27 protein-coding genes are annotated in these 25840 nt (G+C 41.6%); 21 read left to right on the top strand and 6 right to left on the bottom strand.

Annotated features, from left to right (window positions below):
• Positions 1-96 precede the first annotated feature (96 nt).
• From ftsW to BMZ06_RS10075, 10 genes are all read left to right on the top strand, one after another.
• Positions 97-1290, top strand: coding sequence for a putative lipid II flippase FtsW (gene ftsW, locus BMZ06_RS10125; RefSeq protein WP_089751927.1), 1194 nt, complete (start codon positions 97-99; stop codon positions 1288-1290).
• Complete coding sequence (gene pyc, locus BMZ06_RS10120) at positions 1278-4721, top strand: pyruvate carboxylase (RefSeq protein ID WP_089751926.1); 3444 nt, start codon at positions 1278-1280, stop codon at positions 4719-4721. Before ftsW ends, pyc begins: the two co-directional genes overlap by 13 nt.
• 1186 nt (positions 4722-5907) lie before the next feature.
• On the top strand, positions 5908-6846 hold the full coding sequence (cyoE, locus tag BMZ06_RS10110; RefSeq protein ID WP_089751924.1) for a heme o synthase: 939 nt from the start codon (positions 5908-5910) through the stop codon (positions 6844-6846).
• Between the two features lie 75 nt (positions 6847-6921).
• The gene (gene coxB / locus BMZ06_RS10105; RefSeq protein ID WP_089751923.1) at positions 6922-7986 is read left to right on the top strand and encodes a cytochrome c oxidase subunit II; all 1065 of its coding nucleotides are present in this window, start codon (positions 6922-6924) and stop codon (positions 7984-7986) included.
• 45 nt (positions 7987-8031) lie between these two features.
• Entirely contained in the window at positions 8032-9900 is a 1869-nt protein-coding gene (gene ctaD / locus BMZ06_RS10100) for a cytochrome c oxidase subunit I (protein WP_089751922.1), read from the top strand.
• Positions 9900-10523, top strand: coding sequence for a cytochrome (ubi)quinol oxidase subunit III (locus BMZ06_RS10095; RefSeq protein ID WP_089751921.1), 624 nt, complete (start codon positions 9900-9902; stop codon positions 10521-10523). The genes ctaD and BMZ06_RS10095 overlap by 1 nt, the downstream gene beginning before the upstream one ends.
• A 3-nt stretch (positions 10524-10526) precedes the next feature.
• Positions 10527-10853 (top strand): cytochrome c oxidase subunit IVB, encoded by a 327-nt coding sequence (gene ctaF, locus BMZ06_RS10090; RefSeq protein WP_089751920.1) that lies wholly within the window; start codon positions 10527-10529, stop codon positions 10851-10853.
• Between the two features lie 181 nt (positions 10854-11034).
• Complete coding sequence (ctaG, locus tag BMZ06_RS10085) at positions 11035-11934, top strand: cytochrome c oxidase assembly factor CtaG (protein ID WP_089751919.1); 900 nt, start codon at positions 11035-11037, stop codon at positions 11932-11934.
• Positions 11935-12010: 76 nt separating this feature from the next.
• On the top strand, positions 12011-12466 hold the full coding sequence (locus BMZ06_RS10080) for a DUF420 domain-containing protein (RefSeq protein ID WP_089751918.1): 456 nt from the start codon (positions 12011-12013) through the stop codon (positions 12464-12466).
• A 211-nt stretch (positions 12467-12677) separates the two neighbouring features.
• Complete coding sequence (locus BMZ06_RS10075) at positions 12678-13220, top strand: GNAT family N-acetyltransferase (RefSeq protein ID WP_089751917.1); 543 nt, start codon at positions 12678-12680, stop codon at positions 13218-13220.
• Positions 13221-13256: 36 nt separating this feature from the next.
• Here BMZ06_RS10075 and ytvI read toward each other — a convergent pair whose 3' ends face one another.
• Both ytvI and BMZ06_RS10065 read right to left on the bottom strand, forming a co-directional pair.
• Positions 13257-14315: a sporulation integral membrane protein YtvI gene (ytvI, locus tag BMZ06_RS10070; protein ID WP_089751916.1), complete on the bottom strand. Its 1059-nt coding sequence runs from the start codon at positions 14313-14315 to the stop codon at positions 13257-13259.
• 144 nt (positions 14316-14459) lie between these two features.
• Positions 14460-14939, bottom strand: coding sequence for a YugN family protein (locus tag BMZ06_RS10065; protein WP_089751915.1), 480 nt, complete (start codon positions 14937-14939; stop codon positions 14460-14462).
• 210 nt (positions 14940-15149) lie between these two features.
• On the opposite strand from BMZ06_RS10065, the gene BMZ06_RS10060 reads away from it, so the two are divergent.
• The 4 genes from BMZ06_RS10060 (at position 15150) to BMZ06_RS10040 (ending at position 17693) form a co-directional block, all read left to right on the top strand.
• Positions 15150-15578 (top strand): CBS domain-containing protein, encoded by a 429-nt coding sequence (locus BMZ06_RS10060; protein ID WP_089751914.1) that lies wholly within the window; start codon positions 15150-15152, stop codon positions 15576-15578.
• Between the two features lie 132 nt (positions 15579-15710).
• Complete coding sequence (locus BMZ06_RS10055; protein WP_089751913.1) at positions 15711-16178, top strand: hypothetical protein; 468 nt, start codon at positions 15711-15713, stop codon at positions 16176-16178.
• Between the two features lie 313 nt (positions 16179-16491).
• Entirely contained in the window at positions 16492-16857 is a 366-nt protein-coding gene (gene ylbD / locus BMZ06_RS10045) for a spore coat protein YlbD (RefSeq protein ID WP_089751911.1), read from the top strand.
• Positions 16858-17252: 395 nt separating this feature from the next.
• The gene (locus tag BMZ06_RS10040; RefSeq protein WP_089751910.1) at positions 17253-17693 is read left to right on the top strand and encodes a YlbF/YmcA family competence regulator; all 441 of its coding nucleotides are present in this window, start codon (positions 17253-17255) and stop codon (positions 17691-17693) included.
• Positions 17694-17695: 2 nt separating this feature from the next.
• Here BMZ06_RS10040 and BMZ06_RS10035 read toward each other — a convergent pair whose 3' ends face one another.
• Positions 17696-18019 (bottom strand): hypothetical protein, encoded by a 324-nt coding sequence (locus BMZ06_RS10035; RefSeq protein WP_089751909.1) that lies wholly within the window; start codon positions 18017-18019, stop codon positions 17696-17698.
• 100 nt (positions 18020-18119) lie between these two features.
• Here BMZ06_RS10035 and BMZ06_RS10030 point away from each other — a divergent pair, with 100 nt between their 5' ends.
• Positions 18120-18398, top strand: coding sequence for a YlbG family protein (locus BMZ06_RS10030; RefSeq protein WP_175477856.1), 279 nt, complete (start codon positions 18120-18122; stop codon positions 18396-18398).
• A 32-nt stretch (positions 18399-18430) separates the two neighbouring features.
• On the opposite strand, the gene BMZ06_RS10025 is transcribed toward BMZ06_RS10030, so the two are convergent.
• Positions 18431-18820: a DUF7147 family protein gene (locus tag BMZ06_RS10025; protein ID WP_089751908.1), complete on the bottom strand. Its 390-nt coding sequence runs from the start codon at positions 18818-18820 to the stop codon at positions 18431-18433.
• Positions 18821-19223: 403 nt separating this feature from the next.
• On the opposite strand from BMZ06_RS10025, the gene rsmD reads away from it, so the two are divergent.
• Both rsmD and coaD read left to right on the top strand, forming a co-directional pair.
• Entirely contained in the window at positions 19224-19805 is a 582-nt protein-coding gene (gene rsmD, locus BMZ06_RS10020) for a 16S rRNA (guanine(966)-N(2))-methyltransferase RsmD (protein WP_281244459.1), read from the top strand.
• Between the two features lie 12 nt (positions 19806-19817).
• On the top strand, positions 19818-20297 hold the full coding sequence (coaD, locus tag BMZ06_RS10015) for a pantetheine-phosphate adenylyltransferase (protein ID WP_089751906.1): 480 nt from the start codon (positions 19818-19820) through the stop codon (positions 20295-20297).
• A gap of 10 nt (positions 20298-20307) precedes the next feature.
• Here coaD and ylbJ read toward each other — a convergent pair whose 3' ends face one another.
• Positions 20308-21528: a sporulation integral membrane protein YlbJ gene (gene ylbJ / locus BMZ06_RS10010; protein WP_245755994.1), complete on the bottom strand. Its 1221-nt coding sequence runs from the start codon at positions 21526-21528 to the stop codon at positions 20308-20310.
• A gap of 166 nt (positions 21529-21694) precedes the next feature.
• On the opposite strand from ylbJ, the gene BMZ06_RS10005 reads away from it, so the two are divergent.
• Positions 21695-22483: a patatin-like phospholipase family protein gene (locus BMZ06_RS10005; RefSeq protein WP_089751904.1), complete on the top strand. Its 789-nt coding sequence runs from the start codon at positions 21695-21697 to the stop codon at positions 22481-22483.
• A gap of 4 nt (positions 22484-22487) precedes the next feature.
• Positions 22488-23510 (top strand): SepM family pheromone-processing serine protease, encoded by a 1023-nt coding sequence (locus BMZ06_RS10000; protein ID WP_089751903.1) that lies wholly within the window; start codon positions 22488-22490, stop codon positions 23508-23510.
• A 38-nt stretch (positions 23511-23548) separates the two neighbouring features.
• Here BMZ06_RS10000 and BMZ06_RS09995 read toward each other — a convergent pair whose 3' ends face one another.
• Positions 23549-24754 carry a nucleotidyltransferase gene (locus BMZ06_RS09995; RefSeq protein WP_089751902.1) on the bottom strand — a complete coding sequence of 402 codons (1206 nt, stop codon included), beginning with the start codon at positions 24752-24754 and terminating at the stop codon, positions 23549-23551.
• A 205-nt stretch (positions 24755-24959) separates the two neighbouring features.
• Here BMZ06_RS09995 and BMZ06_RS09990 point away from each other — a divergent pair, with 205 nt between their 5' ends.
• Together BMZ06_RS09990 and rpmF are read left to right on the top strand one after the other, a co-directional pair.
• The gene (locus BMZ06_RS09990; protein WP_089751901.1) at positions 24960-25481 is read left to right on the top strand and encodes a YceD family protein; all 522 of its coding nucleotides are present in this window, start codon (positions 24960-24962) and stop codon (positions 25479-25481) included.
• Between the two features lie 47 nt (positions 25482-25528).
• Complete coding sequence (gene rpmF, locus BMZ06_RS09985) at positions 25529-25702, top strand: 50S ribosomal protein L32 (RefSeq protein ID WP_014643101.1); 174 nt, start codon at positions 25529-25531, stop codon at positions 25700-25702.
• The last annotated feature ends 138 nt before the right edge of the window (positions 25703-25840 follow it).

Here is a 25840-nt window from a genome sequence, read left to right as displayed (position 1 = left end):
GAGCATAAAGCTCATACATATAGAAATGAAATCTAAGATAAGAAGGAATTTTGCAGTATGAAAGAGAACAAATATATAAAGTAGGGATGAATAAACATGATTCGACATTTAAAAACGTATGATTTTAGCTTATTATTTGCCCCTATTGCTCTGGTAGCTTTCGGCACCATCATGATTTACAGTGCAAGTATGGTTTATGGTCCGATTCAGCTTGGTGTTTCCAGTAACCACTTTTTTATAAAACAGCTGCAATGGTTTGTAATTGGTCTGTTTCTTATGATTACCGTTTCTTTAATTCCATACCGGCACTGGAAGCGTCTCTCTAAGCTCGTTGTACTGCTTATGATTTTATTGCTTGTAGGCTTATTTTTCTTTGGAAATGAAGTGAATAATGCTGTGTCCTGGTACAACTTAGGGTTTATGAACTTTCAGCCAGCTGAGTTTGTTAAGGTTGGGCTGATTATCTACCTTTCTTCTGTGTTTGCAAAGAAGCAGCGATACATTACTCATTTTTCAAAAGCTGTTGTCCCCCCGCTCATTTTAACGATGGTGATCCTCGGTCTAATAATTAGGCAGCCGGATATTGGTTCAGCTGCTGTCATTGGATTAATTGCCAGTCTCATCATTATGAGTTCTGGTATTCGAGGAAAACATATTTTGTTTTTAGTTGGTGTGACGGCTGCCATCCTTGTGGTAGGCGGTTCACAAATGGTAACGGATGAACGATTGGAACGTTTCTCAGGAGCCTATCAGCCTTTTGAATCTCCTGATAGTGATGGTTATCATTTGATACAATCTTACGTAGCTATTGGAACTGGCGGGCTTTCAGGTGAGGGGATCGGCCAGGGTGTCCAGAAACTGGGGTACTTACCAGAGCCGCATACCGATTTCATTATGTCCGTTATTGCAGAGGAACTCGGATTTATTGGAGTCGCAATTACTGTAGGACTTTTGGGACTGATTGTTTTAAGAGGCCTTTACATTTCTTCAAAATGCCGTGATGCATTCGGTGCACTGCTCGCCATTGGTATTTCTTCGATGGTTGCTATACAGACAATGATCAACCTCGGAGTCATGAGCGGACTATTGCCCATTACGGGAGTCACACTACCGTTTGTAAGCTATGGAGGTTCATCCTTGATCATTCTCATGTTTGCAATCGGTATTTTGAATAACATTGCCAGAACCGTTAAAGCGAAGGAAGAAGAGGGCGAGGAGTACGAAGTGCCAGAGCAGACGAGTACGAAACGATACAGGACTAATGGAGGAGTGAGGTCGTGGCAGAACTAAGAAAAATTAATAAAGTATTAGTAGCGAACCGCGGAGAAATTGCTATCCGAGTTTTTCGGGCATGTACCGAGTTAAACATACGTACCGTAGCGGTTTATTCTCAAGAAGACACTGGCTCCTATCACCGCTATAAAGCGGATGAGGCCTATCTAGTCGGAAAAGGAAAGAAACCGATTGATGCCTATCTCGATATTGAAAACATTATCGAAGTTGCTAAAAGCGTCGGCGTTGATGCCATTCATCCGGGGTACGGTTTTTTATCAGAAAATATCGCTTTCGCCCGTAGATGTGAGGAAGAAGGGCTGATCTTCATCGGTCCGACAAGTGAGCATTTAAATATGTTCGGCGATAAAGTAAAAGCAAGAGACCAGGCTGTTCAAGCAGACATACCTGTTATTCCCGGAAGTGATGGACCTGTAGACGGACTGGAAGAGATACGCGAATTTGGCGATCAACATGGTTACCCGCTAATGATTAAAGCTGCTATGGGCGGCGGGGGACGAGGGATGAGAGTTGTCCGCAGTGCTGAAACGTTATCAGAATCCTATGACCGAGCTCGTTCCGAAGCCAGGGCAGCCTTTGGCAGTGCTGATGTTTATGTAGAGAAACTGATTGAAGAACCAAAGCATATCGAAGTTCAGATTATCGGAGACCATGAGGGAAATATCGTTCATCTCTATGAAAGAGACTGCTCGGTGCAACGGCGTCACCAGAAAGTGGTCGAAGTGGCACCCAGCGTATCTTTAGATGCACAGTTACGAGAAAAGATCTGTCATGCTGCTGTTCAGCTTATGGATAATGTAGGTTATATCAATGCAGGAACCGTTGAATTTCTAGTGACGGGGAACGAATTTTATTTTATAGAAGTTAATCCAAGAGTCCAGGTAGAGCATACCATTACGGAAATGATTACGGGAGTCGATATCGTTCAGACTCAAATCCTGATAGCTGAGGGTCATGCTTTACATAGCTCAGAAGTTGCGATCCCTCACCAGGACGAAATCAGAACGCATGGATATGCTATTCAGTCACGGGTTACGACAGAAGATCCTCTTAACAATTTCATGCCGGATACCGGAAAGATTATGGCATACCGGACCGGAGGAGGTTTTGGCGTACGTCTAGATGCGGGAAATGGGTTTCAGGGTGCTGTCATTTCTCCTTACTACGATTCTCTGCTCGTTAAATTATCAACATGGGCATTGAATTTTGACCAGGCTGCCCATAAAATGGTCCGTAATTTAAAAGAGTTTAGAATTCGGGGCATCAAAACAAATATTCCTTTCCTGGAAAATGTGATTCAGCACAAGCAATTCTTGAACGGTGAATATAATACGATGTTTATTGATCGTTCTCCTGAATTGTTTGTTTTTCCTAAAAGAAAAGACCGTGGTACCAAGATGCTTTCCTATATAGCTGATCGGACCATCAATGGGTTTGAAGGCTATGGTAACCGGAAGAAGCCAACCTTTCATAATCCAAGAGTACCAGACTTAAAATTTTCTGAGTCTATGCCTACAGGCACAAAGCAGATTCTAGATGAAAGAGGGCCAGAAGGTTTAGCAGAATGGTTGAAGGAGCGTCCTGAAGTATTATTAACGGATACAACTTTCCGTGATGCTCATCAGTCTCTTCTTGCGACAAGAGTCCGGACTAAAGATTTAGAGAATATCGCGGAACCAACTGCCCGGCTGCTTCCCCAGTTGTTTTCACTGGAAATGTGGGGCGGAGCTACATTTGATGTATCCTACCGCTTCTTGAAAGAAGATCCTTGGGAGCGATTGCTTAAATTAAGAGAAAAGGCGCCTAATGTCCTTTTCCAAATGCTGCTTCGCTCTTCCAATGCTGTAGGTTATAAAAATTATCCTGACAATTTAATTCGTGAATTTGTTGAAAAGAGTGCCAGTGCAGGGATCGATGTGTTCCGTATATTTGACAGTCTTAACTGGGTGGAAGGCATGAAGCTGACCATTGATGCTGTGCGTCAGAACAATAAGGTTGCAGAAGCTGCAGTGTGTTATACCGGGGATATTCTGGATTCCACAAGACCTAAATACGACTTGGAATATTATAAGAAAGTGGCGAAAGAGTTACAGGCTGCGGGCGCGCATATTTTAGGGATCAAAGATATGGCAGGACTTTTAAAACCTGAAGCTGCTTACCAATTAATCACCACTCTGAAAGAAGCCATTGATATCCCGATTCACCTGCATACACATGATACAAGCGGAAACGGTATCTTTACCTATGCTAGAGCCGTAGAAGCAGGAGTAGACGTGGTGGATGTAGCTGCAGGACCGATGGCAGGTTTAACCTCACAACCAAGTGCAAACAGCCTGTACTATGCCCTTGAAGGAAGTGAAAGAAAGCCTGACGTAGATATTCAGTCGTATGAAAAGCTTGGCCATTTCTGGGAGGATACGAGAAAATATTATGCTGATTTCGAAAGCGGCATGATGGCCCCTCATACAGAGGTTTATGAACATGAAATGCCAGGGGGACAGTACAGTAACCTTCAGCAGCAGGCTAAAGCAGTAGGGCTAAGTCCCCGCTGGGATGAAGTGAAAAAAATGTACCGCCGTGTGAATGACATGTTCGGAGATATTGTAAAAGTGACGCCTTCTTCAAAAGTCGTGGGAGACATGGCGCTTTACATGGTTCAAAACGGGTTAAACGAAGATGATATATATGATCGCGGTGATTCTCTGGATTTTTCAGACAGCGTAGTAGAATTCTTCCAGGGCTATCTTGGCCAGCCTTACGGAGGATTTCCTGCAGAGCTGCAGCGTATTGTTCTTAAGGGCAGAGAGCCGCTTCAGGTTCGACCGGGAGAGCTCTTGGATCCTGTAGATTTCAATAACCTGAAAGAGACATTATTTCACTCGCTGGATCGTCAAGTGACAAGCTTTGATATGATCAGCTATGCCCTTTATCCAAAAGTTTTCATGGACTATCAAAAATTCACAGAGCAGTATGGAGATATGTCCGTACTGGATACACCTACATTTTTCTATGGAATGCGTCTCGGTGAAGAAATAGAAGTGGAAATTGAACAAGGGAAAACGCTGATTGTAAAAATGGTTTCAATAGGTGAAGCGCAAGTGGATGGTACAAGGACCGTTTATTTTGAGTTGAATGGTCAACCGCGTGAAGTAGTGGTGCGAGACGAAAATGTAAAAGCCACTGTTCAACAGCGTCCTAAAGCGGATAAATCAAATACAAAACATATCGGCGCCAGTATGCCGGGAACCGTTATTAAAGTAATTTCTGCTCCAGGTGAAAGTGTGAAAAAGGGCGATCACCTGATGATTACGGAAGCAATGAAAATGGAGACGACTGTCCAGGCTCCATTTGATGGTGTAATTAAGGAAATTTATGTGGAAAATAATGAAGCTATTCATGTGGGAGACCTATTGATTGAATTTGAGTAAATAGTTTGGACGATCTGCCTGTTCGTTATAGGGCAGATCGTTTTTTGATGTCTACATAGGTAACAGAGTAAATATGAAGAAAGGGAGCCAAGACTAATTGTTAGTCGATCATAACCGAGTGTTTAAACGTTGGTGGCAGTTTTAAATATGCAGGTTATTAAACTAAAGGGCCGGTTAATTGAAGACTCGAATTCGAGGTATTGTGGGTCCGTTGCTAAGAAAGAGAGTGGGATGGCTGCGGAAACAACTCGCTTTCCTACGGGGGAACTGGCAAGCCTCCTCGGTCGCTTCATTCACTCCCTGTGGGGTCTCGCCTCGCTCCTTCTCCCGCGGGAGTCTCATCGTTTCCTCCGCCATCCTATGATTGAGGAGTGAACGGACCCTTCTATAAGAGAGGTATCGCTCTGGATCAGCCTTAACCCCTTATTATCAGGGATTGCATACTTAAATAAGTTAGATACTCTTTCGCTTTCCAGTTAATTTTAGCAGGCATTTTTGGTGGATTTCGAGCTTCTGATTCGGCAAGGTCCGGAGGTGGACGATGAAGACTCCTGTGGGATGAACATGATCGGTAAGATCCCGGAAGGCGAAGCCTGAGGAAGCTTACCACAGAAGAGGTTCGACTAAGAACGCCACGTCGTGTGGCAACGTCGAACGACCCTGCGTCGTGCAGGGCCGGAAAGCGAGATCGTCCCCCGCAGGACCTAATTTCCACAAAAGTCTCGAATTCGAGTCTTCAACAAACGGGAGCTTTACTGTAAAAACAAAATATATATTACGGCTATAAACTGAAACTATAGTCGGGAGTGATTTCTTAAAAACCATTACTGAATGTAACATTATTTTTACTTTTTATGAATGAAACCTTGCATTCCGGCCTGGAATTTGCTAGAAATAAATAGGTGGATCACAATCGTCAAGAAATAGTCAATAAATGTCAGCCTATAATAACAAGCTGTGCGTTACAATAGGTACAACATGGGATTTTGGCCTGTGAAAGATGTCACGGATTTGTCACAAATTAATAAAAATCTATTGTTTAAATAGATAGAAGCCCAATTCCATGATACAATTACCTTGATGTTTCTTGACCTCAAAGGATTTTAGAGGTAGAAACCTCTCAACTTTACACTCATCAGAAGATGTAAAGGAAGTGTAAAGAAGGTAGAAGGAGGAGGATATTACGATGGACAACCCTAGAACAGTCGAATCCGCTTCTACAGATATGATCGGGCAGACACCTGTCCGTGAATCTTCAATGTTAGCTGATATAAAGAGTCTGATTAAAGTAGGTATCATCAATTCCAATTTAATAACAACATTTGCAGGATTCTGGCTTGCTTTGCATTTCACAGGATCTTCTTTTATAGACCACTGGGTCACTTTCTTGTTGACCATGGCCGGTACCGCTTTAGTGATAGCGGGTGGCTGTATTATTAACAATTGGTATGATAGAGATATTGATCCAATTATGTCGCGAACAAAGAATCGACCGACCGTGACCGGAACGATGTCATTATCTCTTATTAAAGGACTCGGAATCAGCACCTCTCTTCTTGGGGTTGTGGTTCTGTTATTTACCACGGTAGAAGCCGCGCTCTTTGGAGCGTTTGGATGGTTTGTTTACGTCGTACTCTATACGATGTGGTCGAAGAGACGGTACACCATTAACACGGTGATTGGAAGTTTTTCAGGTGCTGTACCTCCATTAATCGGATGGGCAGCTATCGATCCTGGACTTCAACTTGAAGCGATCATCTTGTTTCTAATTATGTTTATATGGCAGACGCCTCATTTTCTGGCATTAGCGATGAAGAAAAAGGAAGACTATAAAGCAGCTGGTATTCCTATGCTTCCTGTCGTACATGGGTTTGAAATGACGAAGCGTCAAATTGTTATCTATGTAGCGTGTCTACTTCCGCTGCCGATTTATCTGGCTTCTTTAGGCAGCATCTTTTTAATTATAGCTTTCACGCTGTCAGCCGGCTGGCTCGTACTTGGCATCTACGGGTTCTTTATGAAAGATGATTACAAGTGGGCTACATGGATGTTTGTTTATTCTTTGAACTATTTGACAATCATGTTCTTAATGATGGTTGTAGTTACACTGCCGTTTCCTTTTTAAAGTACTGACTCAATTTTTATTGAGTCAGTTCCTTAATAAATAAAGTACTATACAAGAGAAAGAGAGGTATCACTTATGAGAGGTTGGATGGGAAAATTCCGTACTCTGGCACTGTTCGGAGCTCTTACCTTAATCCTGTCGGGTTGTGGTGTAGATAATCTTAGTGCCTTGAAACCTAAGGGCTACGGAGCGGAATTATTATTAGATCTTATGATGATCAGCATTGCGATCATGATTTTTGTATTTGTTATCGTAATGGCTATTTATGCATTTGTCCTTATCCGTTATCGACAGAAGAAAGGGCAGGAGCACGTTATTCCAAAGCAGACGGAAGGTAATAAAGCACTGGAAGTAATTTGGACAGTGATTCCAATTATTTTACTTCTTGTATTAGCTGTGCCAACCGTGCAGGCTACCTTTGATTTAGCGGATCAATCATCTCAGGAAGATGAAAGCGCTATGACGATCGAGGTTACAGGAAACCAGTACTGGTGGCACTTCAACTATCCAAAAGAAGAAATTGCCATAAGTCAGGAAATGTATATCCCTACAGGGGAGCGCGTATACTTAAATCTTAAATCCAGTGACGTTATTCACTCTTTCTGGCTTCCTTCTATTGCCGGAAAAATGGATACAAACCCTGGTGAGAATATGAACACGATGTACTTAGAAGCATACGAAGAAGGAGTTTATTGGGGGCACTGTGCAGAATTATGCGGTCCTTCCCATTCCTTGATGGACTTCCGGGTCGTGGCAGTCAGTCCTGATAAATTCGAACAATGGAAAGAAGACATGCAGAACGTAGATCCTGAAGCCACACCGGAGACTACTCAAGCTCAAGAGGGGCAGGAATTATTTAATAATAACTGTATGAGCTGTCACGCAATTGGAGGATCCTCAGCCGGCGTAGGGCCAAACCTTACAAACTTTGGAAACCGCGAGAAACTTGCCGGCATTATGGAGCCGTCCAAAGAAAATCTGGTAGATTGGATTGTTAATCCGGATGAATTCAAGCCGGGCAATAACATGCCGGCAAATATTGTGGGCGAAGAGGAAGCAAGTAAAATTGCTGACTATTTACTTCAACTTAAACACTCGGATGTCGGAAACGATATTCCTACAAAAAATACAGATAAGTAAAATAGTTTTAAAATGAGAAAGAGGTTTGAAAAGGGAGGTTAAAGCGTGAGTACTACAGCAGCGCAAAAAGGTGGGCTCGGCGCTGCGATTTGGGATTACTTGACTACTGTGGACCATAAGAAGATTGCACATCTTTATTTGGTAGCAGGCGGTCTGTTCTTCTTAATCGGCGGGCTTGAAGCCATGTTAATAAGAATTCAATTGATGAAACCAGATAATAATTTCCTGGCTGCCGGGCTTTATAATGAAATGATTACCATGCATGGTACGACCATGATTTTCTTAGCAGCCATGCCGCTTATATTCGCTTTAATGAATGCGGTTGTACCATTACAGATAGGGGCAAGAGACGTAGCATTCCCATTCCTGAACTCTTTAGGGTTCTGGCTGTTTCTTTTTGGAGGTCTGATGCTAAACGTTTCCTGGTTTACAGGAGGAGCTCCTGATGCAGGGTGGACGAACTATGCACCGCTATCCACCACGTCACCGGGCCATGGAGTCGATTATTATGTGATGGGGCTTCAGATTTCAGGAGCAGGTACACTAATCGGTGGGATTAACTTCCTGGTAACCATCGTTAATATGAGAGCACCAGGTATGACCTACATGCGTATGCCGCTGTTTACGTGGTCTACGTTCGTTACAAGTACACTGATTTTATTTGCATTCCCTGCTTTAACTGTAGGATTGTTCCTTATGATGTTTGACCGTATGTTTGGTGCAGCCTTCTTTGATGTAGCTAAAGGCGGAAACGTCATTATCTGGGAGCACTTATTCTGGATATTCGGACACCCGGAAGTATATATCTTAATTCTTCCTTTGTTCGGAGCATTTAGTGATATATTCTCCACTTTTTCTAAAAAACGATTGTTCGGTTACTCAGCTATGGTTTTCGCAACCGTATTAATTGGTTTCCTTGGTTTCATGGTGTGGGCTCACCATATGTTTACCGTAGGTATGGGACCAATTGCCAACTCCATTTTTGCTGTAGCAACGATGGCGATTGCTGTTCCAACAGGAATAAAAATATTTAACTGGCTCTTCACGATGTGGGGAGGACAGATTAGAATGACTTCAGCTATGCTCTGGTCTGTAGCGTTCATTCCTTCCTTTACTATTGGAGGCATGACCGGCGTAATGCTTGCGGCGGCGGCAGCTGACTTCCAGTACCATGATACTTATTTCGTAGTAGGACACTTCCACTACGTTATTGTCGGCGGTGTGGTCTTTGGTATATTTGCAGCACTTCATTACTGGTGGCCGAAAATGTTTGGTAAAGTTCTTAATGAAAAACTTGGTAAATTGGCATTCTGGCCATTTTTCATTGGTTTCCACTTAACGTTCTTTATTCAGCACTTCCTAGGTCTAATGGGTATGCCGCGACGTTACTGGGTTTTCCTTGAGGGACAAGGACTTGAAGCCGGTAATATGATTAGTACGATTGGCGCTTTCTTAATGGCTATTGGTTCCGTGATCTTCTTAATCAACGTGGTTTATACAGCAGTTAAGGAGAAGAAAGTGAGTGGCGATCCTTGGGACGGCCGTACATTAGAATGGACAATGCCTTCACCACCGCCACACTACAACTTCGTACAAACACCGTTAGTACGTGGTTTAGACCCGCTATGGGTGGAAAAAACGGAAGGTAAAGAAGGGATGACTCCAGCAGAACCGCTTGGCGACATTCACATGCCTAACGCTTCCATCCTGCCGTTCACAATGTCCTTAGGTTTATTTATCGCAGGATTCGGATTTATTTATCAAACGGATGATAAAACGTGGCTCGTGGCAGCTGTAGTCGGTATGGCGATTACTCTTGGGTCTATGTTGATCCGTTCCTTGAAAGATGATCTTGGACACCATATTCATAAAGAAGAGTTAGAAGAAGATATTAAGAAGGGGGTTGGCAAATAATGAGTCATGAAGATGTACTGAATCCGAAACATATGCCGCATGATCCGGAAAAAGCCACCCTTGAAGGTAAAAATAAGTTTCTTGCTTTTTGGTTTTTCCTTGGCGGAGAAACTGTATTATTCGCCAGTCTATTCGGTACCTATATTGCATTAAACGGCTCTACTGCAGGGGAAAATACTCCTGAACACTTGTTTGGACTTGAGCTTGTCTTTCTAATGACCATGATGTTGTTAACCAGCTCACTCACAAGTGTGTATGCCATGTACCACATGAAGAATCACGATTTTCGTAAGATGCAGACATGGCTGGCTATTACTGTTCTTCTGGGTCTAGCTTTCCTGGGCTGTGAAATATACGAGTTTCTTCATTATGTTCATGAGTATGAGTTTACTTTTGGGTCTTCAGCCTTCGCATCGGCCTTTTATACACTGGTCGGGTTTCACGGAGGACACGTTCTATTTGGACTTTCCTGGATCGTTGCGTTAATGATCCGAAATCAAAAACGCGGCTTGAATTTATATAATGCTCCCAAATTCTATGTAGCAAGCCTTTACTGGCACTTCATTGACGTCGTATGGGTGTTTATCTTCACAGTCGTTTACCTTATGGGAAAGGTGGGTTAATCAATGTCAAATAGCTCCCATTCGAAGCCAACAAGACAGATGGAATATGAGAAGAAGCAGCATAAAGAGGAGATGAAGCAGCAGGTTATTACCTTTGTGCTTATGATTCTGTTTACCTTTGTAGCTTTTGGCATGGTGATCATGGAAGTGAATTCCTATTTCGTTATCCCAACGTTAATTATCCTGGCTCTTGTACAGGTGGTATTCCAACTTTATTACTTCATGCACATGAAGAATAAAGGCCATAATATGCCTGCCATGATGATGTATGGTGGCGCTGCGGTAGCGGGACTTACCATTATCACTTTTTCTTCCATTATCTGGTGGTAATTCAACTAAAAAGATAATAGGTAACTTATTACAAAAAGACCGGGCTTCCGGTCTTTTTGTATGCCTGTGGAAGTTATGGCTAAATTATGAACAATCCCTGATCTCCCTTTGAAGGACTCGTTTTTTTATGGAAAGTTAGTTAAAATAGAGAAGAAAGAAATTAAACTGAGGTGAGATGCCAATGTGGTTAGAACTTCAAATATTCGGCTTCCGAGCATTATGGAGTCCTTTTTATTTACTATTTGTCTGTTTGTTAGCGGCTCTTTATTTTTATATAACCGGACCGAAAAGACCGGAAGGGGCAGAACATCCTTCTATATCCCAACAAGTGATGTTCTATTCAGGTATGGTTCTGCTTTACGTGATTAAGGGATCGCCCGTAGATCTACTAGGTCACATTATGTTTACCGCTCATATGACGCAGATGGCCCTTTATTATCTGCTATTTCCAATACTCGTTATTAAAGGATTGCCGTCCTGGATATGGAAGAAGCTTTTCCAAGTAAAAGGACTGGGAAATATACTGCGTTTTTTCACAAAGCCTCTTTTGTCGCTTCTGTTATTTAATGGTTTATTTTCTCTTTACCACATGCCTGTGATTTTTGATTATGCTAAATCTGATGAAATCGCACACGCCATTATTACTACGGTCATTTTGTTTACGGCTTTTGTGATGTGGTTGTCTGTCTTTCCTCCGCTTAAGGAGTTAAATAGACTTAGTCCGATTATGAAGATTGGTTTTATCTTTGCCAATGGAGTACTAATAACTCCTGCTTGTGGGTTAATTATCTTTGCAGGAACTCCTTTATACGAGACCTATTCCCAATCCGGGGCCTGGATTCAGGCAATGAGTTTATGTGTGCCCGCTAATGTACTAAATGATATCGCAGCCAACTTAAGTGGCCCAAGCTACTTTACGCCAATGCCTTTAGTTGAAGATCAGCAACTGGGCGGGATCATCATGAAAATTACTCAAGAAATAATTTTCGGAGCGATCATTGCCTATATATTCTTCAGCTGGTTTAACCAGGAAAGAAATACAATTGACCCAATACCTGCTCATATACCAAGCGAATCATAAGAACAGGGAAAGTCTATAACAGTGAATAGACTTTCCCTGACCTATTGTTTTCAGTTGTCCGAAAAGAGGTGGAAAGATGCCATTATTACCGACCCTCAGTACTTTTTTTATTGTGTTAAGTGCTGTACTCGTAGCCATTGGATGGATACTCATCGCGAAGAATAAAAGAGCCGCTCATAAAAAAGTGATGGTTGCCGGAGCCATCAGCGCGCTAACATTTTTTATTATTTATGTGAGCCGGACCATTTTTGTCGGAAATACTAGTTTCGGTGGTCCAGATGAAATCAAAATTTATTACACGGTTTTTCTGATCTTTCATATCATATTGGCCACAGTAGGCGCGGTTTTCGGAATTATTACTTTAACGCTTGCGTTTAAACGCAAAATTCCTAAGCACCGTAAAGTGGGACCGGTAACCAGTATCATCTGGTTTTCCACTGCTATTACAGGTGTAGCGGTGTACTTACTTCTATACATTATTTATGACGGTGGGACGACAACCAGCATGATAAAAGCTATATTAGGGACGTAACCATAAAAAAAGCAGCGAACGTGCTCAAGCGTTGCGCTGCTTTTTTAGTTTATTAAAGTTTACTACGGATTAAGCTGCTTTTATAAAGCTTTAAAGAATATATCCTTTTAACGGGCTTTTATTGAACGTTTAGGTTGTTTAAGGGAGTGGAAGAACAGGTATATAGAAGACTATAATTACGTGAGCATACATAGGAAAGGAATGGAACTGAATGTATATATATACAGAACGCCTGAGGTTGATGCCTGTTTCATTGGAGTTGGCTCAAACGCTAATGAAAAATCCTCTGGCTTTTTATTATAAGTATCAAATGCCCTGGAATAAAAATTGGCCTCATTATGGTTTGAAGGCTATTATGCCTATTTACGCAGAAAAACTTGAACAGGATGAAGAAGAACTTGGTTTTGGACCCTGGGTCATAATGGATGCATCAGGAAAACGTGTCGTAGGTGATATTGGATTTAAAGGAAGACCCAATAATAATGGGATAATTGAAATTGGATATCACATCGTTAATTCAGAAAGAAATGCAGGTTTTGCTTCTGAAGCTGTCAAGCATTTATGTACATGGGCTTTTAGTCATCCTGAAGTAAAGGGCGTGGAAGCAGAATGTGATCAAGGAAACATTGCTTCTCAGAAAGTGCTGATCAATAATGGGTTTTCTCATACTGGAAAATCCGGGGATATTCTACTATTTAAAAAAGAAAAAAAGGTGGATAACCCAAAGCCTGACTGCTATAAAGAAGGCCTATAAAAAGCCTGAAGCTATTTTAGCTTCAGGCTTTTGTTTTTATAATTTAAAGTTCCATTTAATAATTCCGGCTTCTTTGGCGGAATTAAAGGCAATGACCACCAGTGGACCTAAGATAAAACCAACCAGCCCTATAAGCTGGAGGCCAAGGTACATGGCAATTAAAGTAGCGAGGGGAGAAAGTCCAATATGGCGCCCCATGACCTTCGGCTCGACCGTTCTGCGAATCGCTAATAAGGTAATCGCCAATATTCCGAGCTTGCCTCCCATAGAAATATCCCCAATAATTAGCATATACACCGACCAGGGTCCAAGAATAACGATAGAACCGATAATAGGAATGAAATCAATCATCCAAATAATGAGTGACATGATAAGAGCCACTTCAGGAGCTATCCATAACAATCCCGCCAAAGTCACAATAAATATGATAATACTCACTAAAAACTGGGCTTTTAAGAAACCAAAAACTACATACGCTAAACGTGCATTCATAAACTTAACTTTCTCAGAAGTAGCTTCCGTAAAACCAGCATGCATTTTATCCCTGAGGCGGGGCAGTTCCAGCATAAATAAGAATAAAGCTATTAAATATACAAGAAAACTGACTAAGTATTCAGGAATTTTGGCAGCTACAGACGCTATATTGGATAGTTGCAGCTGCTGGGAAATAGCCGTAGTAGTTCGATCAAAAGCATTCGTCAACTCATTCGCTACTTTATCAACGAACTCCCGTGGCATATTGCGAGTGAAACTGTCCATATTGTTCTGCCAGTTGAGAAGTACCTGATTCATTTGATTAATATATTCCGGCGCATGATCGGCAAGCTGAACAATTTGAGCAACGGCCCTGGTAACCGCAAATGTCCCCAGTAAACCTAGAAAGATTAGAAATAGCAAAAAAACAATTGTAACAGCCATTTTACGGTTCATTCGGAACCTGAATTGCATCCATCGAATGGATGGGTTAAGGAATAAAGCGGTGACTAGAGCTAAAATTAACGGGATAGAGACTGGCAGTATATAATATCCCGCAATGATAAGTATTATGAAAAGCCCTATGAGGACCCATTGTTTTTTAGTTAGATATCGGAACAATTTATGTATGGATCTCCTTTCCCTAAACCAACTCGACAAATATGGAAGGCATTTTTAAAAAAAGCCGCTCATCATTTAAGTAATGATGTGCGACTCCATTGGAACATTCCGAACATCGGATGGGCGACAATCATAGAAAGTCGTTTATTTACGTTGTTCCGGGTTGTTGGAAAGCTCTTTAACTTTTTCAAGAACTTCCTGATTCTGGTTTTCTTCCGCCCATTTGGTTAGTTTTTCAAGAACAACATGCTCAGGTACCTGATTGTGGTACTTATTCGCAGGTTCCTGAATTTTCTTAATTAAATTTCTTGCTTTTTCAATAATACCTTCAGAAAAACCTTCCTGTTCACCGTATTCCACACCGTGTGGGTAGTAATGACGTCCAAGTAGAGGGTCCATCAATCGGATAACCGCATCGCCGCGGTCGACATCTCCTTCAATAGCGAAACCCTGTACGCGTACGTAATAAGTCACGTTTTTCTCTGGGGCATCCAATTTATAGTCGTAAGTCACACGTTCGTAATCCCAGGATCCACCTAGAATGAAACCGTTACTTTCCATTAGTTCCGTTAAGGGTCTGAAATCTACAACCAGTCCATCTAAACCTGTGCTTTCTAGTTTCATCTCTTCCACCTCGCAAATAGTATGTATTTCATTAATTTTAGTACGAAAAAGCTGAACTTGCAATTTCTGTGATTACTTATCCGCCTTCATTCAGCATTATAGACGTTATCTATTTAATTATACTACAAAAGGATGATGGTTGCATGTAATAATTTCGTTCAAATGGGAACACTAAGCACTGATATTGAATTACTTTAAGGAGGATTTCCTATGAAAACAGTGAAAGACATTATGACTAGTGATGTTTCTGTATGCCGTACGGATGATACGCTTAGTTCAGCTGCTCAAATTATGAAGCAAAAAAATGTAGGGGCTGTTCCTGTATGTGATAATCAGGGGCAGTTGATGGGTATGGTAACCGACCGTGACTTAGTTATTCGTGGTTATGCCGATAAGAAACCGGAAACTACTCCAATCCAACAGGTTATGAGCGATCGCTTATACAACTGTAGTCCAGAGACTTCGCTTGAAGAAGCGAGTAAAATTATGGCCGAGCATCAAATCCGCAGACTTCCCGTCGTGGAAAATGGAAAATTATCAGGGATTATCTCTCTTGGTGATTTATCTGTAGAAGATATGTCAGACCATGCGGCTGGCGTAGCTCTTCAAGACATTTCTGAACGCCCTGAACTTCATTAATTGATTCAATACGAAGACCTGCTGTTCTCAGCAGGTCTTTTATTTGTAAAAGCAAGCGAAAGCTGCTTTTCAGGTTATGAACTTTTCAAATGAAGTTACGAGGGAATTTGTGTATGAAGCAGACTAAAACCTATGATAAGCTTAGCTCATCAAAGAACGATTGATGGAAACTCAGGAATAGCTTTAGGAAAGGGGGATGGTTTAAATTCTATGCGCAAGTTTGCAGATGATATGTTTATTGCGTTGATCTCGTTGTTTTTATTTTACATATTCGTGATGAACGTTAATAATTTTACATTTTCAGACGTCAATCAGGCACTCCTTTTATTTGCTTCTATTAGTGTGGTGACGGCTGGTCTTTGGATTACAGTCCAATTGAGTAAATGGCTGCATTCTTTTAGGTACTCTTTTATTGTAAAGACTCTTCTATCTGGTGCCGTCCTCTTATTTTTCAGTTACCAGCTTTATTCTCCTTATTATTATTCCTCTGATCACTTAGAAAAAATGGGTGTGAAGCAGGCAGCATCTTATTTTCTGCTTAACGAAGAAATGCAGTCGGATAAGGAACGCGAACAAAAGATTCAAGCAATGATGACGTAAATGATGGCCTTTGCCACTTTACAATCTGAACAATATCCAAAAGGAGAATTAGTCGACATACATACGGTTGAAGTCACTCGGGACTACTATAGATATCACTTAACTATGGAAATCAAACGCTCCTTTGGAACAGATATTTTACAAGAAACATATCGGTTCACATTCACGAGAGACGATGGAAGGTTTAAAATAAATGGGTTTGAAATATTAACCTAGAAATTGCTGCTTTTTGTAATTTTCCTTCAGTGGGTAAGAACGTCCTTCTTTTAGGTGCATAGGCTATAGAGTAGATCTAACAGTGAGGTGTGAACTTATGAGTACAAATGAATTGCACCCGAATGTCCAGCGTTTTAAAGAATTTGTGGATGATCATCCTCATGTAAAGGAACAAATCCGGAAAAATCATAAACTGATTCAAAGCTATTATGAAAAGTGGATGATTTTGGGGGCGGAGGATCCGTTCTGGGAATCCCTGCCTGCGGTGAAGAATAGTACTTCATCAAATAAGAAGGATTGGTTTAAGCAGTTAGGAGCATTAATGGAAGACCTGGACTGGGAAGAGGTATCTCGTCATATGGATGAACTGAATGTGGCATTAGGACAATTTCAGCAATTTTTATCAAAAGCTAAGAAAGATTCCAACAAAGACCGTAGAGAGTTAGAATACCCTTATTATTAAAATAAGGGTATTAACCACATGATCTAATTCCTCATCACGCAGTTGATGTTTTAATGGTTTCGAGCTTCTGATTTGGCAAGGTCCGGAGGGGGAAGATGAAGACTCCTGTGGCAACGTCGAACGACCCTGCGTCGTGCAGGGCCGGAAAGCGAAATCGTCCCCCGGAGGACCTTCAGCATAATCACATCTCGAAATCGTGTCTTCAACAATTCGGCCCTATTGTGTAATATGCCTCTTAAGAAAAAAACAATAAAACTTTAACAGACCCTTAATAATAAGGCTTCTTGGAACTACGAGAAAAACCCATTAAAATAAATAGGACAGCAGGGAATGATGAAACTCATTTCAATCTGCTGTCCTATTTGATAAGATGGAAGTGGAGGTGGACATCTAAAATGCTAGCTACAATGGAAATTGTCGATCTGCTTGATAGTTCAGAAACGATTGGCCATATGGTCATGAATTCAGATACAATGCATCATTATAATGAAGCGAAGTATGCTCTTGAGAATGATCGTGAAGCCCAGGCGCTCATCAAGAGATTTGCTGATATAAAAGAACACTATGAGGATGTACAGCGTTTCGGGCGCTATCATCCAGATTATAATGATATTATGAAGAAGGTCCGTTCGGTGAAGAGAGAAATGGACATGCACGAAACTGTGGCTCATTTCAAAAAAGCGGAGCGGGAAGTGCAAAAGCTGTTGGATGAAATCAGCGAAAACGTGGCTTTTAGTGTAAGTGAACAAATAAAAGTTCCTAAAAATGGAATGGCTCTTACCGATTCCGGCTGCAGTGGCGGATGCGGAAGCGGCGGAAGCTGTGGGTGCTCCTAAACTTAAGTAAATCGGATGCAGTCATCACAGAAGTTGCCGCAGCAGAACATCTTCCGTTGAGGCACTAGAAAACGCACACGGTACACATAGAACGCCTGACTTTTGCGTACATAACTCATCGCAAGGGTCAGGCGTTTTCCTTTCATTGCTTTCGCAGCGGATCTCTTAAGCTGATCTTCCACTACAGATTGGTCAGCTGTACAATCCGGCCAGAGATACACAAAAGGCAGCCCGGTTATTTGTTTAAACTGCACACTCTTCAAAACAGAAGACTGCTGCAAATCTTGTGAAAAAAGCTCAAATGCCCATTCGTGGTCCGTCTTCATAAAAAGGACTCCTTTTAGAAAGAATAATCAGAGAATAATTGCCGTTCACTTTATCTTTTGGTACACTGACGGTAAATACTACGTAAAGCAGGGTGTCGTCATGATTAAAACGAAACGACAAGGTATTATTGTATATTTTCAACATATGAAAAATGTCAGACAGATAAAAAAACATGGTCATCTCATTCATGCCTCTAAAAAGTTAAAATATGCGGTTCTATACGTGAATGAAGAAGATCTAGAATTCAAAATGGAAAAATTAGAGCGGTTACCATTTGTTTCCCGTGTTATTCCTTCACATAAACCTGAAATTGAGACGGATTATGAAAATGCAAAACCTGATAAAGCTAAGCAATATGACTATAAAATGGGCATATAAAAAAGAGGTCTCCGTCAGGGAGGCCTCTTCTATTATGAGAGCGGAGCTATAAATTTGTTCATTCGTAAAATACCGATTAAATGCTGGTAAAACAATTCAGTTTCCGGAAACAAGTTTGACGGTTTGATTGTAAATTCAGCTACCTCTTTTCCAGCACTTTCAACCATCTCTTTAAACAAATCAAATCGTTTATTCGGCTGCTCATGAGGGTTTGGTATTCCTTCTCGGCAGATATATATCGGCTGAAACTTATCTCCGCGGGCCGGCTTCATGACCAGGGATAATGACGCAAGAGGTTTGCCATTTACTTCGCTGTAGAAAGCGATCGCATGCTGAATTCTGTCTGGCATTAGTGAACCCAGTTCAATTAGTTCATAAATATCTGCATAACCTTCGCCTAGTTCGATGAATTTCTGGATCATATCGGTCTACTTCCTTTCCTAAACGCATTCAAGACTACACTAGCAAAAATCAGCAGGCTTGTGAACACTCCAATTATGGATTGTTTTCATTTAATCAAAGGAACTTTTATGTGAAGGTGGAGAGTTTTTGAAAGCGTAATAAGCAGGCTGAGACTTTAATGCCAAAAAAAATAGGGCTGTCCATCATAGACAGCCCTTCTTCCTCGAACCCTGAGATTCAAGAAAGTAAAGGGAGAGGAGAAACCGGAGGAAGTACTTATGGGGATGTAAGCCTTCTCCGTTTTCAGAAGCAGTAATCTGCTTCAATTCTAGTATGGACTTTCACTTTTCCTTTTATTCACGGGAAATGGAATTCTTTATTAAAACCTTCAATTTCCTGCAGCCTTCATTTTGTGGTAGGATTATGGAGAATGATGACAAAAGAGGTGTACAAACGATGCGAGTAATTGCGGGTGACTTTAAAGGGCGTCAGTTAAAATCTGTCCCGACTCATCAAACTCGACCAACCACGGATAAAGTAAAGGAAGCGGTTTTCCACAAGATTGGTCCTTATTTTGATGGAGGTAAAGCTTTAGATCTTTTTGCAGGAAGCGGTGGCCTCGGCATTGAAGCGTTGAGCAGAGGTGTGTCGTCCTGTATATTTGTAGATCAGCAGCAAAAAGCAATCCAAACCATATATGAAAATATCCGTACATTGGATTTAACAGACCGTACAGAAGTGTTCAAAACAGATGCCAAACGTGCCATGAAAGCAGCTGGCAAACGAGGGTTATCGTTCGATTACATATTTCTTGACCCTCCTTATAAAAAGTTCTCCTACAAAGAATTAATGGAAGCGCTTTTAGATTATGAATTGTTGGCGGAGCAGGGAGTTATTGTTTGTGAACACGATGCGTCTGAAGAAATCCCTGCATCGGTAGGTCGACTGAATCAGATGGATTCAGATGTATATGGAAGTAATATAGGTGTGACAATATTCAAGTGAGGAGGGATTACAATGCCTACATTAGCTATATGTCCAGGCAGCTTTGACCCGGTTACATACGGTCATTTAGATATTATTCAGCGAGGTGCAAAAGTGTTCGACCACGTTATTGTGGCTGTGTTTAATAATCAGAGTAAAGCGCCTCTGTTTGACGTGGAGGAACGCTGCGGGCTCCTTAGGGAAGTAACAAAAAATCTGGACAACGTATCTGTTGATTCCTGCAGTGGTTTGTTAATGGATTATGCAGAAGAAAAGAATGCTCAGGCGATCATCCGTGGATTGCGTGCCGTCAGTGATTTCGAATATGAGATGCAGATTACATCGATGAACCGCAAATTAAACGCTGATATCGAGACATTCTTTATGATGACAAATAATCAGTATTCTTTCTTAAGTTCCAGCATCGTAAAAGAGGTAGCCAAATACAGAGCGAGCATATCAGATTTAGTACCTCCTCCTGTAGAAAAAGCATTATTTAATAAGTTTGAATAACGAATGACCACTACGAAATATGTTCGTAGTGGTCATTTTCATCTTCATTTGGTTTGTTACGATCGGACTGCCATTTCACAAACATGGTAAACATAATCATGACGATAGTGATCGGCGGTCCGTAATGGTGAAAAAATTCCAAAAGCGGGATTGTCAGCTGTTCAGTCGGGTTCCATATCGGAAGACTGTCGGCTTTCTCCGATGGGGAATAAACATAAATGTATAGAAAAGCAATCATCAGGGTCGCGATTGCTCCGTGAGTTAGTCTGGAAAGGGCATAGGGCTTAAAGCGGATATCAGTTTCTGCTATAATGCTTGCAATCTGAGCCTGGATAGAGAAGCCGTGAAAGCCCAGGATGAAACTTACAAGCATGAGCTGGGCTAATAAAGATTCATGCGTTTGAGTCACCGCCCCGATTCCAGTAGTCATCTCCAGCATCCCCGCCATAAGTGGTATAGGAAAGCTTTCAGGAAGGCCGATCATATGGAAAAGAGGGGATAGGGCAGGCAGGATACCTGTTCGTTTCAGCAGCTCTGTCAGCACGGAAAATAACATAATAAACCCGCCGACCATCAGAAGGGTGTCAACGGATCGGGACACGGCATCACCCATTAATTTTCCTATCGATCTACCATCATCTAAACGAGACTGATGCATGGTCATGAAAGCTTCTCTGAAGGTTGGATAGGTTTGGTCACGAATGGGAGATTCTTCTTTTCTTTTGTAGAAACGCATAGCAATACCTACGATGAAGTTGCCTCCATAATGAGCGATAGCAAGAATTACTCCGAGAGAAGCATTATGAAAAAAACCTACAGCTACAGCTCCAAAAAGAAAGAGCGGACTGGATGCATTGGTAAAAGAGATGAGGCGTTCTGCTTCAATTTGAGAGATTTGGCCTTTCTTTCTAAGATCAGCTGTCCATTTGGCTCCGCTAGGGTAACCACTTGCCATCCCCATGACCCACACAAATCCACCGGATCCAGGTACATTGAACAAAGGGCGCATAAACCGTTCGCTCAGGGCTCCCAGACCATGAACCACACCAAATCCAATAAGCAATTCGGCCGTAATAAAGAATGGTAGAAGAGATGGAAAGACTACCTCCCACCAAAGATCCAGCCCCCTTAAACTGGCGGTCAAGGCAGCTTTAGGGTATATAATTAATGATACGGCAAAACCAAGTGTTAAGCAGGTCAGCCACATAGTCTTTATTTTGGAAATTAGCAACGCCTCCTCAACGCGCACGGTTTCCTGTACTTCTAATATCATCCATAGTAGAATGAGGATATATTTGGACATGTAACAGGAAAGCTAGTCTATATTCCATATGTACGCTCATAAGATAACGATTTATTCCATAAAATATAGCAAAGTCTTGAAGGGGGAATAGCAGGTGGGACGTCCGAAGATTGGTTTGGCGCTAGGTTCGGGAGGAGCACGTGGTTTTTCTCATCTGGGCGTTCTCAAGGTTCTCAAAAGTTACGGAATTCCAATCGATATGATAGCAGGGAGCAGCATGGGAGCTTTAGTAGGCTCTTTTTTTGCGGCTGGACAAAAGATCGAGGATATGTATAAACTCGCTTTTACGTTTAAACGGAAATATTATTTGGATTTCACCGTCCCGAAGATGGGCTTTATTCAGGGGCGTCGTATAAAAGAGTACATTCGTCTTTTTACTTTTGGAAAGAACATAGAAGATTTCCCTCTACCTATGGCGATTATTGCGACAGATCTGTATGCCGGGCAAAAGATGATTTTTACAGATGGTCCTGCCAGTGAAGCAGTCCGGGCTAGCATCGCCATTCCCGGGATTTTTGTGCCGGAACGAATCAATGAGCGTTTATATATTGATGGAGGCGTAATGGACCGTGTTCCCGTTTCTGTTGTTAAACAGATGGGAGCTGACATAGTAATCGCAGTAGATTGTGCTCATTTTGATGCCGATCCCAATATCAATACCATTTATGATGTTATTACTCAAAGTATAGACATCATGCAGGATGAATTAGTGAATGCTATGGGAGTATCAACAGATGCTGATGTTATGATTCGTCCAGATGTATCCAAATATAGTTCCCGCGCTTTTACGAACATTGAAGACATCGTAGCCGCCGGGGAAGCAGCAGCTGAAGGCCAGATAAAAAACATCCAAACCAGGCTTGCTGCATGGAAGGAGCCCTAAAAGAATGAAAGCCAATAAGCGCGTATTAATTACTGGAATCATAACCGCATTGATTATTGCATTTTTAGCGGCATATCGATTACCGTTTTATATTTACAAACCAGGTTCTGCTGACGCTTTGGATCCGATTGTCGAAGTCGTCGATGGATATGATAGTGAAGGAGATATGCATCTGGTAACCGTTAGAGGCGGACAGGCCACACCAATTCAGTGGCTGATGGCTAAAATCAGGCCATACAACCAAGTTTATCCGATCGAACAAATCCGTCCAGAGGGTGTATCAGAAGAAGAATACTATCATGCGCAGCTTCAAATGATGGAATCGTCTCAGGAAGCGGCTAAAGTGGTCGCTTATCAGGCGGCAGATAGAGACATTGAAATTAATTTCGAAGGCGTTTTTGTAATGAGTGTTATTCAAGGGATCCCTGCAGAAGAAAAACTGCAATCAGGAGATGAAATTCTGGAAGTTGATGGAAACAAAATTGAAGAGTCCAGTGACTTAATTAATTATGTCACTGATATGAAAAAAGGAACAAATGTAACATTAACGATCAAAAGAGATGAGGAGACGCTTCAAAAAGACATCGAGCTTGCTCCATTTCCTGACAACCCAGATAAAGTCGGCGTAGGAATTTCGCTTGTAACGGATCGATCCGTAAAGGTTGATCCAGAAGTTAAAGTGAAGAGCGGAGAAATCGGCGGACCAAGCGCTGGTTTAATGTTCTCGCTAGAAATCTATGATCAATTAACAGAAAATGATATTACCAAAGGATTTCAAATTGCCGGCACTGGTGAAATTAACTACGAAGGGCAAATAGGAAGAATCGGCGGTATAGATAAGAAAGTGGTAGCGGCCTCTAATGATGGGGCGGACATCTTTTTTGCTCCGAATGAAGAAGGACGTGAAAACTCTAATTATCAAGTAGCCAAACGGACTGCAGAGGACATTGAGACAGATATGAAGGTAGTTCCCGTGGATACGTTCCAAGAGGCTCTAACCTATCTAAAGGACCTTGAACCAGCCTAATACTAAAGAAGCAGCCTCTTAAGAAGGCTGCTTCTTTTTTAAAGTTGAACAGGGGCACCGTATTCCCTTTTAATCATAGCGTTCCTTACAGAGGCTTCTAAAACACTGTAGTATGCAATTGCTGCTCTCTCCTCAATATCCAGCATAAGATGATTCATTTGCTGTGGCTGTGTTAGTAAGGGGATTCTCATCTGTTTCTTAGTCGAACGCAAATAATCTTTCCCAGTGTCACTCATAGCTAATACTCGTACATAAGGTGGAGGCTGGTTCAGCAGCAATTGAGCATCCTGCTTTTCTGACCCTGTCAAAATATGAACGAGCGTGCGCTGCAATCTAGTCCACGTATAACGTTTCGTCTTTAATTTTTCCATGAACTGCTGAAAATTCTCAGATTCTTTAATGATTCGTTGGAGCCGGTGTTCAAGCCCTTCATCGACTCCGTGGATAGAACGGAGATCTTTCGGTTTCATAGTTAAGATTTTGTGCTGCAGTAAAGAGAAATATTGATTCCATTCATGCCACGTCCCCTTATTTTCCTTATATAAAAGGAGCTGGTCCCGGGTGACTTGTGGAATAGAGTCCTGAACAAGGTGGTTCATACCATCAGCTAAGAGTTCTTTTCTTATACTGGTAGCACTTGCAATATTCCCCTCAATCGTTTCGTCATGGTAATGATTTTTTTCTCTTTTAATGGTAAGCGGACGAATCTTGCTATTGCAGGCCAGGATTTGTTTTACGTAGCTGTAGCCCAGAATATTGTTGGGCTGAGCCAGATCAATACTGTTCTTTGGCAGGTCAACAGCCTTGTAACCAAAACGAGAGGCTTCAGGAAAGGAGTACCCCTGATTTAAATATTTTCTTACCGTTTCATCATACAGCCCTGCATGACGCTCTAAATGCTCGTGAGCGCTCAGAAAAGCCTGTATTTCACCACTTTCGCTGCCGAAGCAGATAGATTCCGCCCCAATTTCAGAAAGAGTCTGAACGGCTCCCTGACTGAAATAGTCACTGTGCTCAACAGCATATATGTAGGGAAGCTCCAATACGAGATCAGCACCAGATTTTAGGGCTGCTTCAGCCCGGTGCCATTTATCAATGATGGCAGGTTCCCCGCGCTGCAGGAAATTTCCACTCATGATGGCAATCATACAATCAGCTTCTGCTTTTTCTTTCGAATGTTCCAAGTGATAAAGATGACCATTATGAAAAGGATTGTATTCCACGATAACCCCGCACGCTTTCAAATAAGTTCCTCCTCAAAATAAAGTAGATTTTAACATGGATTGAATTTATTTTATCATGAAGAGGAAGAAAATTCGCATACAAAGGGCAAAATATGTTATCTTAATGAAACCATTGAGAAATGAGTAGGATTTGCTGTAAAGAAAAAATATTGACAAATGACGTAAATCCTTTTACAATAACTCTTGTTGCCATGAGGTGATAACTATGAAATTTCCTCTCCAGAAACTTAAACAAGCAGGTGACGAACCGTTTGTTTTTGAAGAAGAGGTAGATATTCGCGAATTAGAAGAAATGAAAAATGACATTCGCAGGATTTCCCCTGTCCATGTCAAAGGTCAAGCCGTCACACACGGAAACGATATTACGGTGACTTTTTCAATTGATGGAGAAATGGTTTTACCTTGTGCCCGGACATTAGTCGATGTGACTTATCCGTTTGAAATTGATGCACTGGAAGCCTTCAATCTTTCTCCTTATCATGAGGAAGAAGATGATTCCGAAGTTCATCCAGTGCAGGGAGAAGTGCTTGACTTGACGCCTTATATCAAGGAAAATGTACAGTTGGAGATTCCAACGAGAGTATTTTCCAATGATAATGAGGCTCAGGATGCGGCCCCCCAGGAAGGGAAAGGCTGGCAAGTAGTTACTGAGGAACCAGAGGAAAACAAAGTGGATCCTCGAATGGCTAAACTGCAATCATTATTAGATGAAAAAGAAGACGAATAAGAAAATCGTTTCGATTTTCTAATCGTAAATAAAAGGAGGTGTAGAACATGGCAGTACCAAAGCGCAGAACGTCTAAAAAAGTCAAAAATCAACGCCGTACTCACAAAAAACTTCACGCACCAAAAATGCACAAGTGTGAAAATTGCGGTGAGTTCACTAAGCCACACCATGTTTGCAAATCTTGTGGACAATACAACGGGAAACAAGTGGTTAACAACTAAATCCTTGTAGAAGAAAGAGTCTGAACATACGTCAGGCTCTTTTTTTTATGTTTAGATCTTTTAAACGTTTTTGATGCTCATGTCATAAAAGTATCATTCCACTAACGGGCCGGATTGTGGAAGAGTTTCGAGATATTG

It is taken from the genome of Halobacillus alkaliphilus, assembly GCF_900113125.1.
GTDB lineage: Bacteria > Bacillota > Bacilli > Bacillales > Halobacillaceae > Halobacillus > Halobacillus alkaliphilus.
This window is presented reverse-complemented; position numbering and strand designations above follow the sequence as displayed.

Bases quoted from the DNA above. Each gene is read 5' to 3' on its own strand.
- ftsW (WP_089751927.1), top strand. From the start codon at position 97: ATGATTCGACATTTAAAAACGTATGATTTTAGCTTATTATTTGCCCCT.
- cyoE (WP_089751924.1), top strand. From the start codon at position 5,908: ATGGACAACCCTAGAACAGTCGAATCCGCTTCTACAGATATGATCGGG.
- coxB (WP_089751923.1), top strand. From the start codon at position 6,922: ATGAGAGGTTGGATGGGAAAATTCCGTACTCTGGCACTGTTCGGAGCT.
- BMZ06_RS10095 (WP_089751921.1), top strand. From the start codon at position 9,900: ATGAGTCATGAAGATGTACTGAATCCGAAACATATGCCGCATGATCCG.
- ctaF (WP_089751920.1), top strand. From the start codon at position 10,527: ATGTCAAATAGCTCCCATTCGAAGCCAACAAGACAGATGGAATATGAG.
- ctaG (WP_089751919.1), top strand. From the start codon at position 11,035: ATGTGGTTAGAACTTCAAATATTCGGCTTCCGAGCATTATGGAGTCCT.
- BMZ06_RS10080 (WP_089751918.1), top strand. From the start codon at position 12,011: ATGCCATTATTACCGACCCTCAGTACTTTTTTTATTGTGTTAAGTGCT.
- BMZ06_RS10075 (WP_089751917.1), top strand. From the start codon at position 12,678: ATGTATATATATACAGAACGCCTGAGGTTGATGCCTGTTTCATTGGAG.
- BMZ06_RS10065 (WP_089751915.1), bottom strand. From the start codon at position 14,939: ATGAAACTAGAAAGCACAGGTTTAGATGGACTGGTTGTAGATTTCAGA.
- BMZ06_RS10060 (WP_089751914.1), top strand. From the start codon at position 15,150: ATGAAAACAGTGAAAGACATTATGACTAGTGATGTTTCTGTATGCCGT.
- BMZ06_RS10055 (WP_089751913.1), top strand. From the start codon at position 15,711: ATGATAAGCTTAGCTCATCAAAGAACGATTGATGGAAACTCAGGAATA.
- ylbD (WP_089751911.1), top strand. From the start codon at position 16,492: ATGAGTACAAATGAATTGCACCCGAATGTCCAGCGTTTTAAAGAATTT.
- BMZ06_RS10040 (WP_089751910.1), top strand. From the start codon at position 17,253: ATGCTAGCTACAATGGAAATTGTCGATCTGCTTGATAGTTCAGAAACG.
- BMZ06_RS10035 (WP_089751909.1), bottom strand. From the start codon at position 18,019: ATGAAGACGGACCACGAATGGGCATTTGAGCTTTTTTCACAAGATTTG.
- BMZ06_RS10030 (WP_175477856.1), top strand. From the start codon at position 18,120: ATGATTAAAACGAAACGACAAGGTATTATTGTATATTTTCAACATATG.
- BMZ06_RS10025 (WP_089751908.1), bottom strand. From the start codon at position 18,820: ATGATCCAGAAATTCATCGAACTAGGCGAAGGTTATGCAGATATTTAT.
- rsmD (WP_281244459.1), top strand. From the start codon at position 19,224: ATGGAGAATGATGACAAAAGAGGTGTACAAACGATGCGAGTAATTGCG.
- coaD (WP_089751906.1), top strand. From the start codon at position 19,818: ATGCCTACATTAGCTATATGTCCAGGCAGCTTTGACCCGGTTACATAC.
- BMZ06_RS10000 (WP_089751903.1), top strand. From the start codon at position 22,488: ATGAAAGCCAATAAGCGCGTATTAATTACTGGAATCATAACCGCATTG.
- BMZ06_RS09990 (WP_089751901.1), top strand. From the start codon at position 24,960: ATGAAATTTCCTCTCCAGAAACTTAAACAAGCAGGTGACGAACCGTTT.
- rpmF (WP_014643101.1), top strand. From the start codon at position 25,529: ATGGCAGTACCAAAGCGCAGAACGTCTAAAAAAGTCAAAAATCAACGC.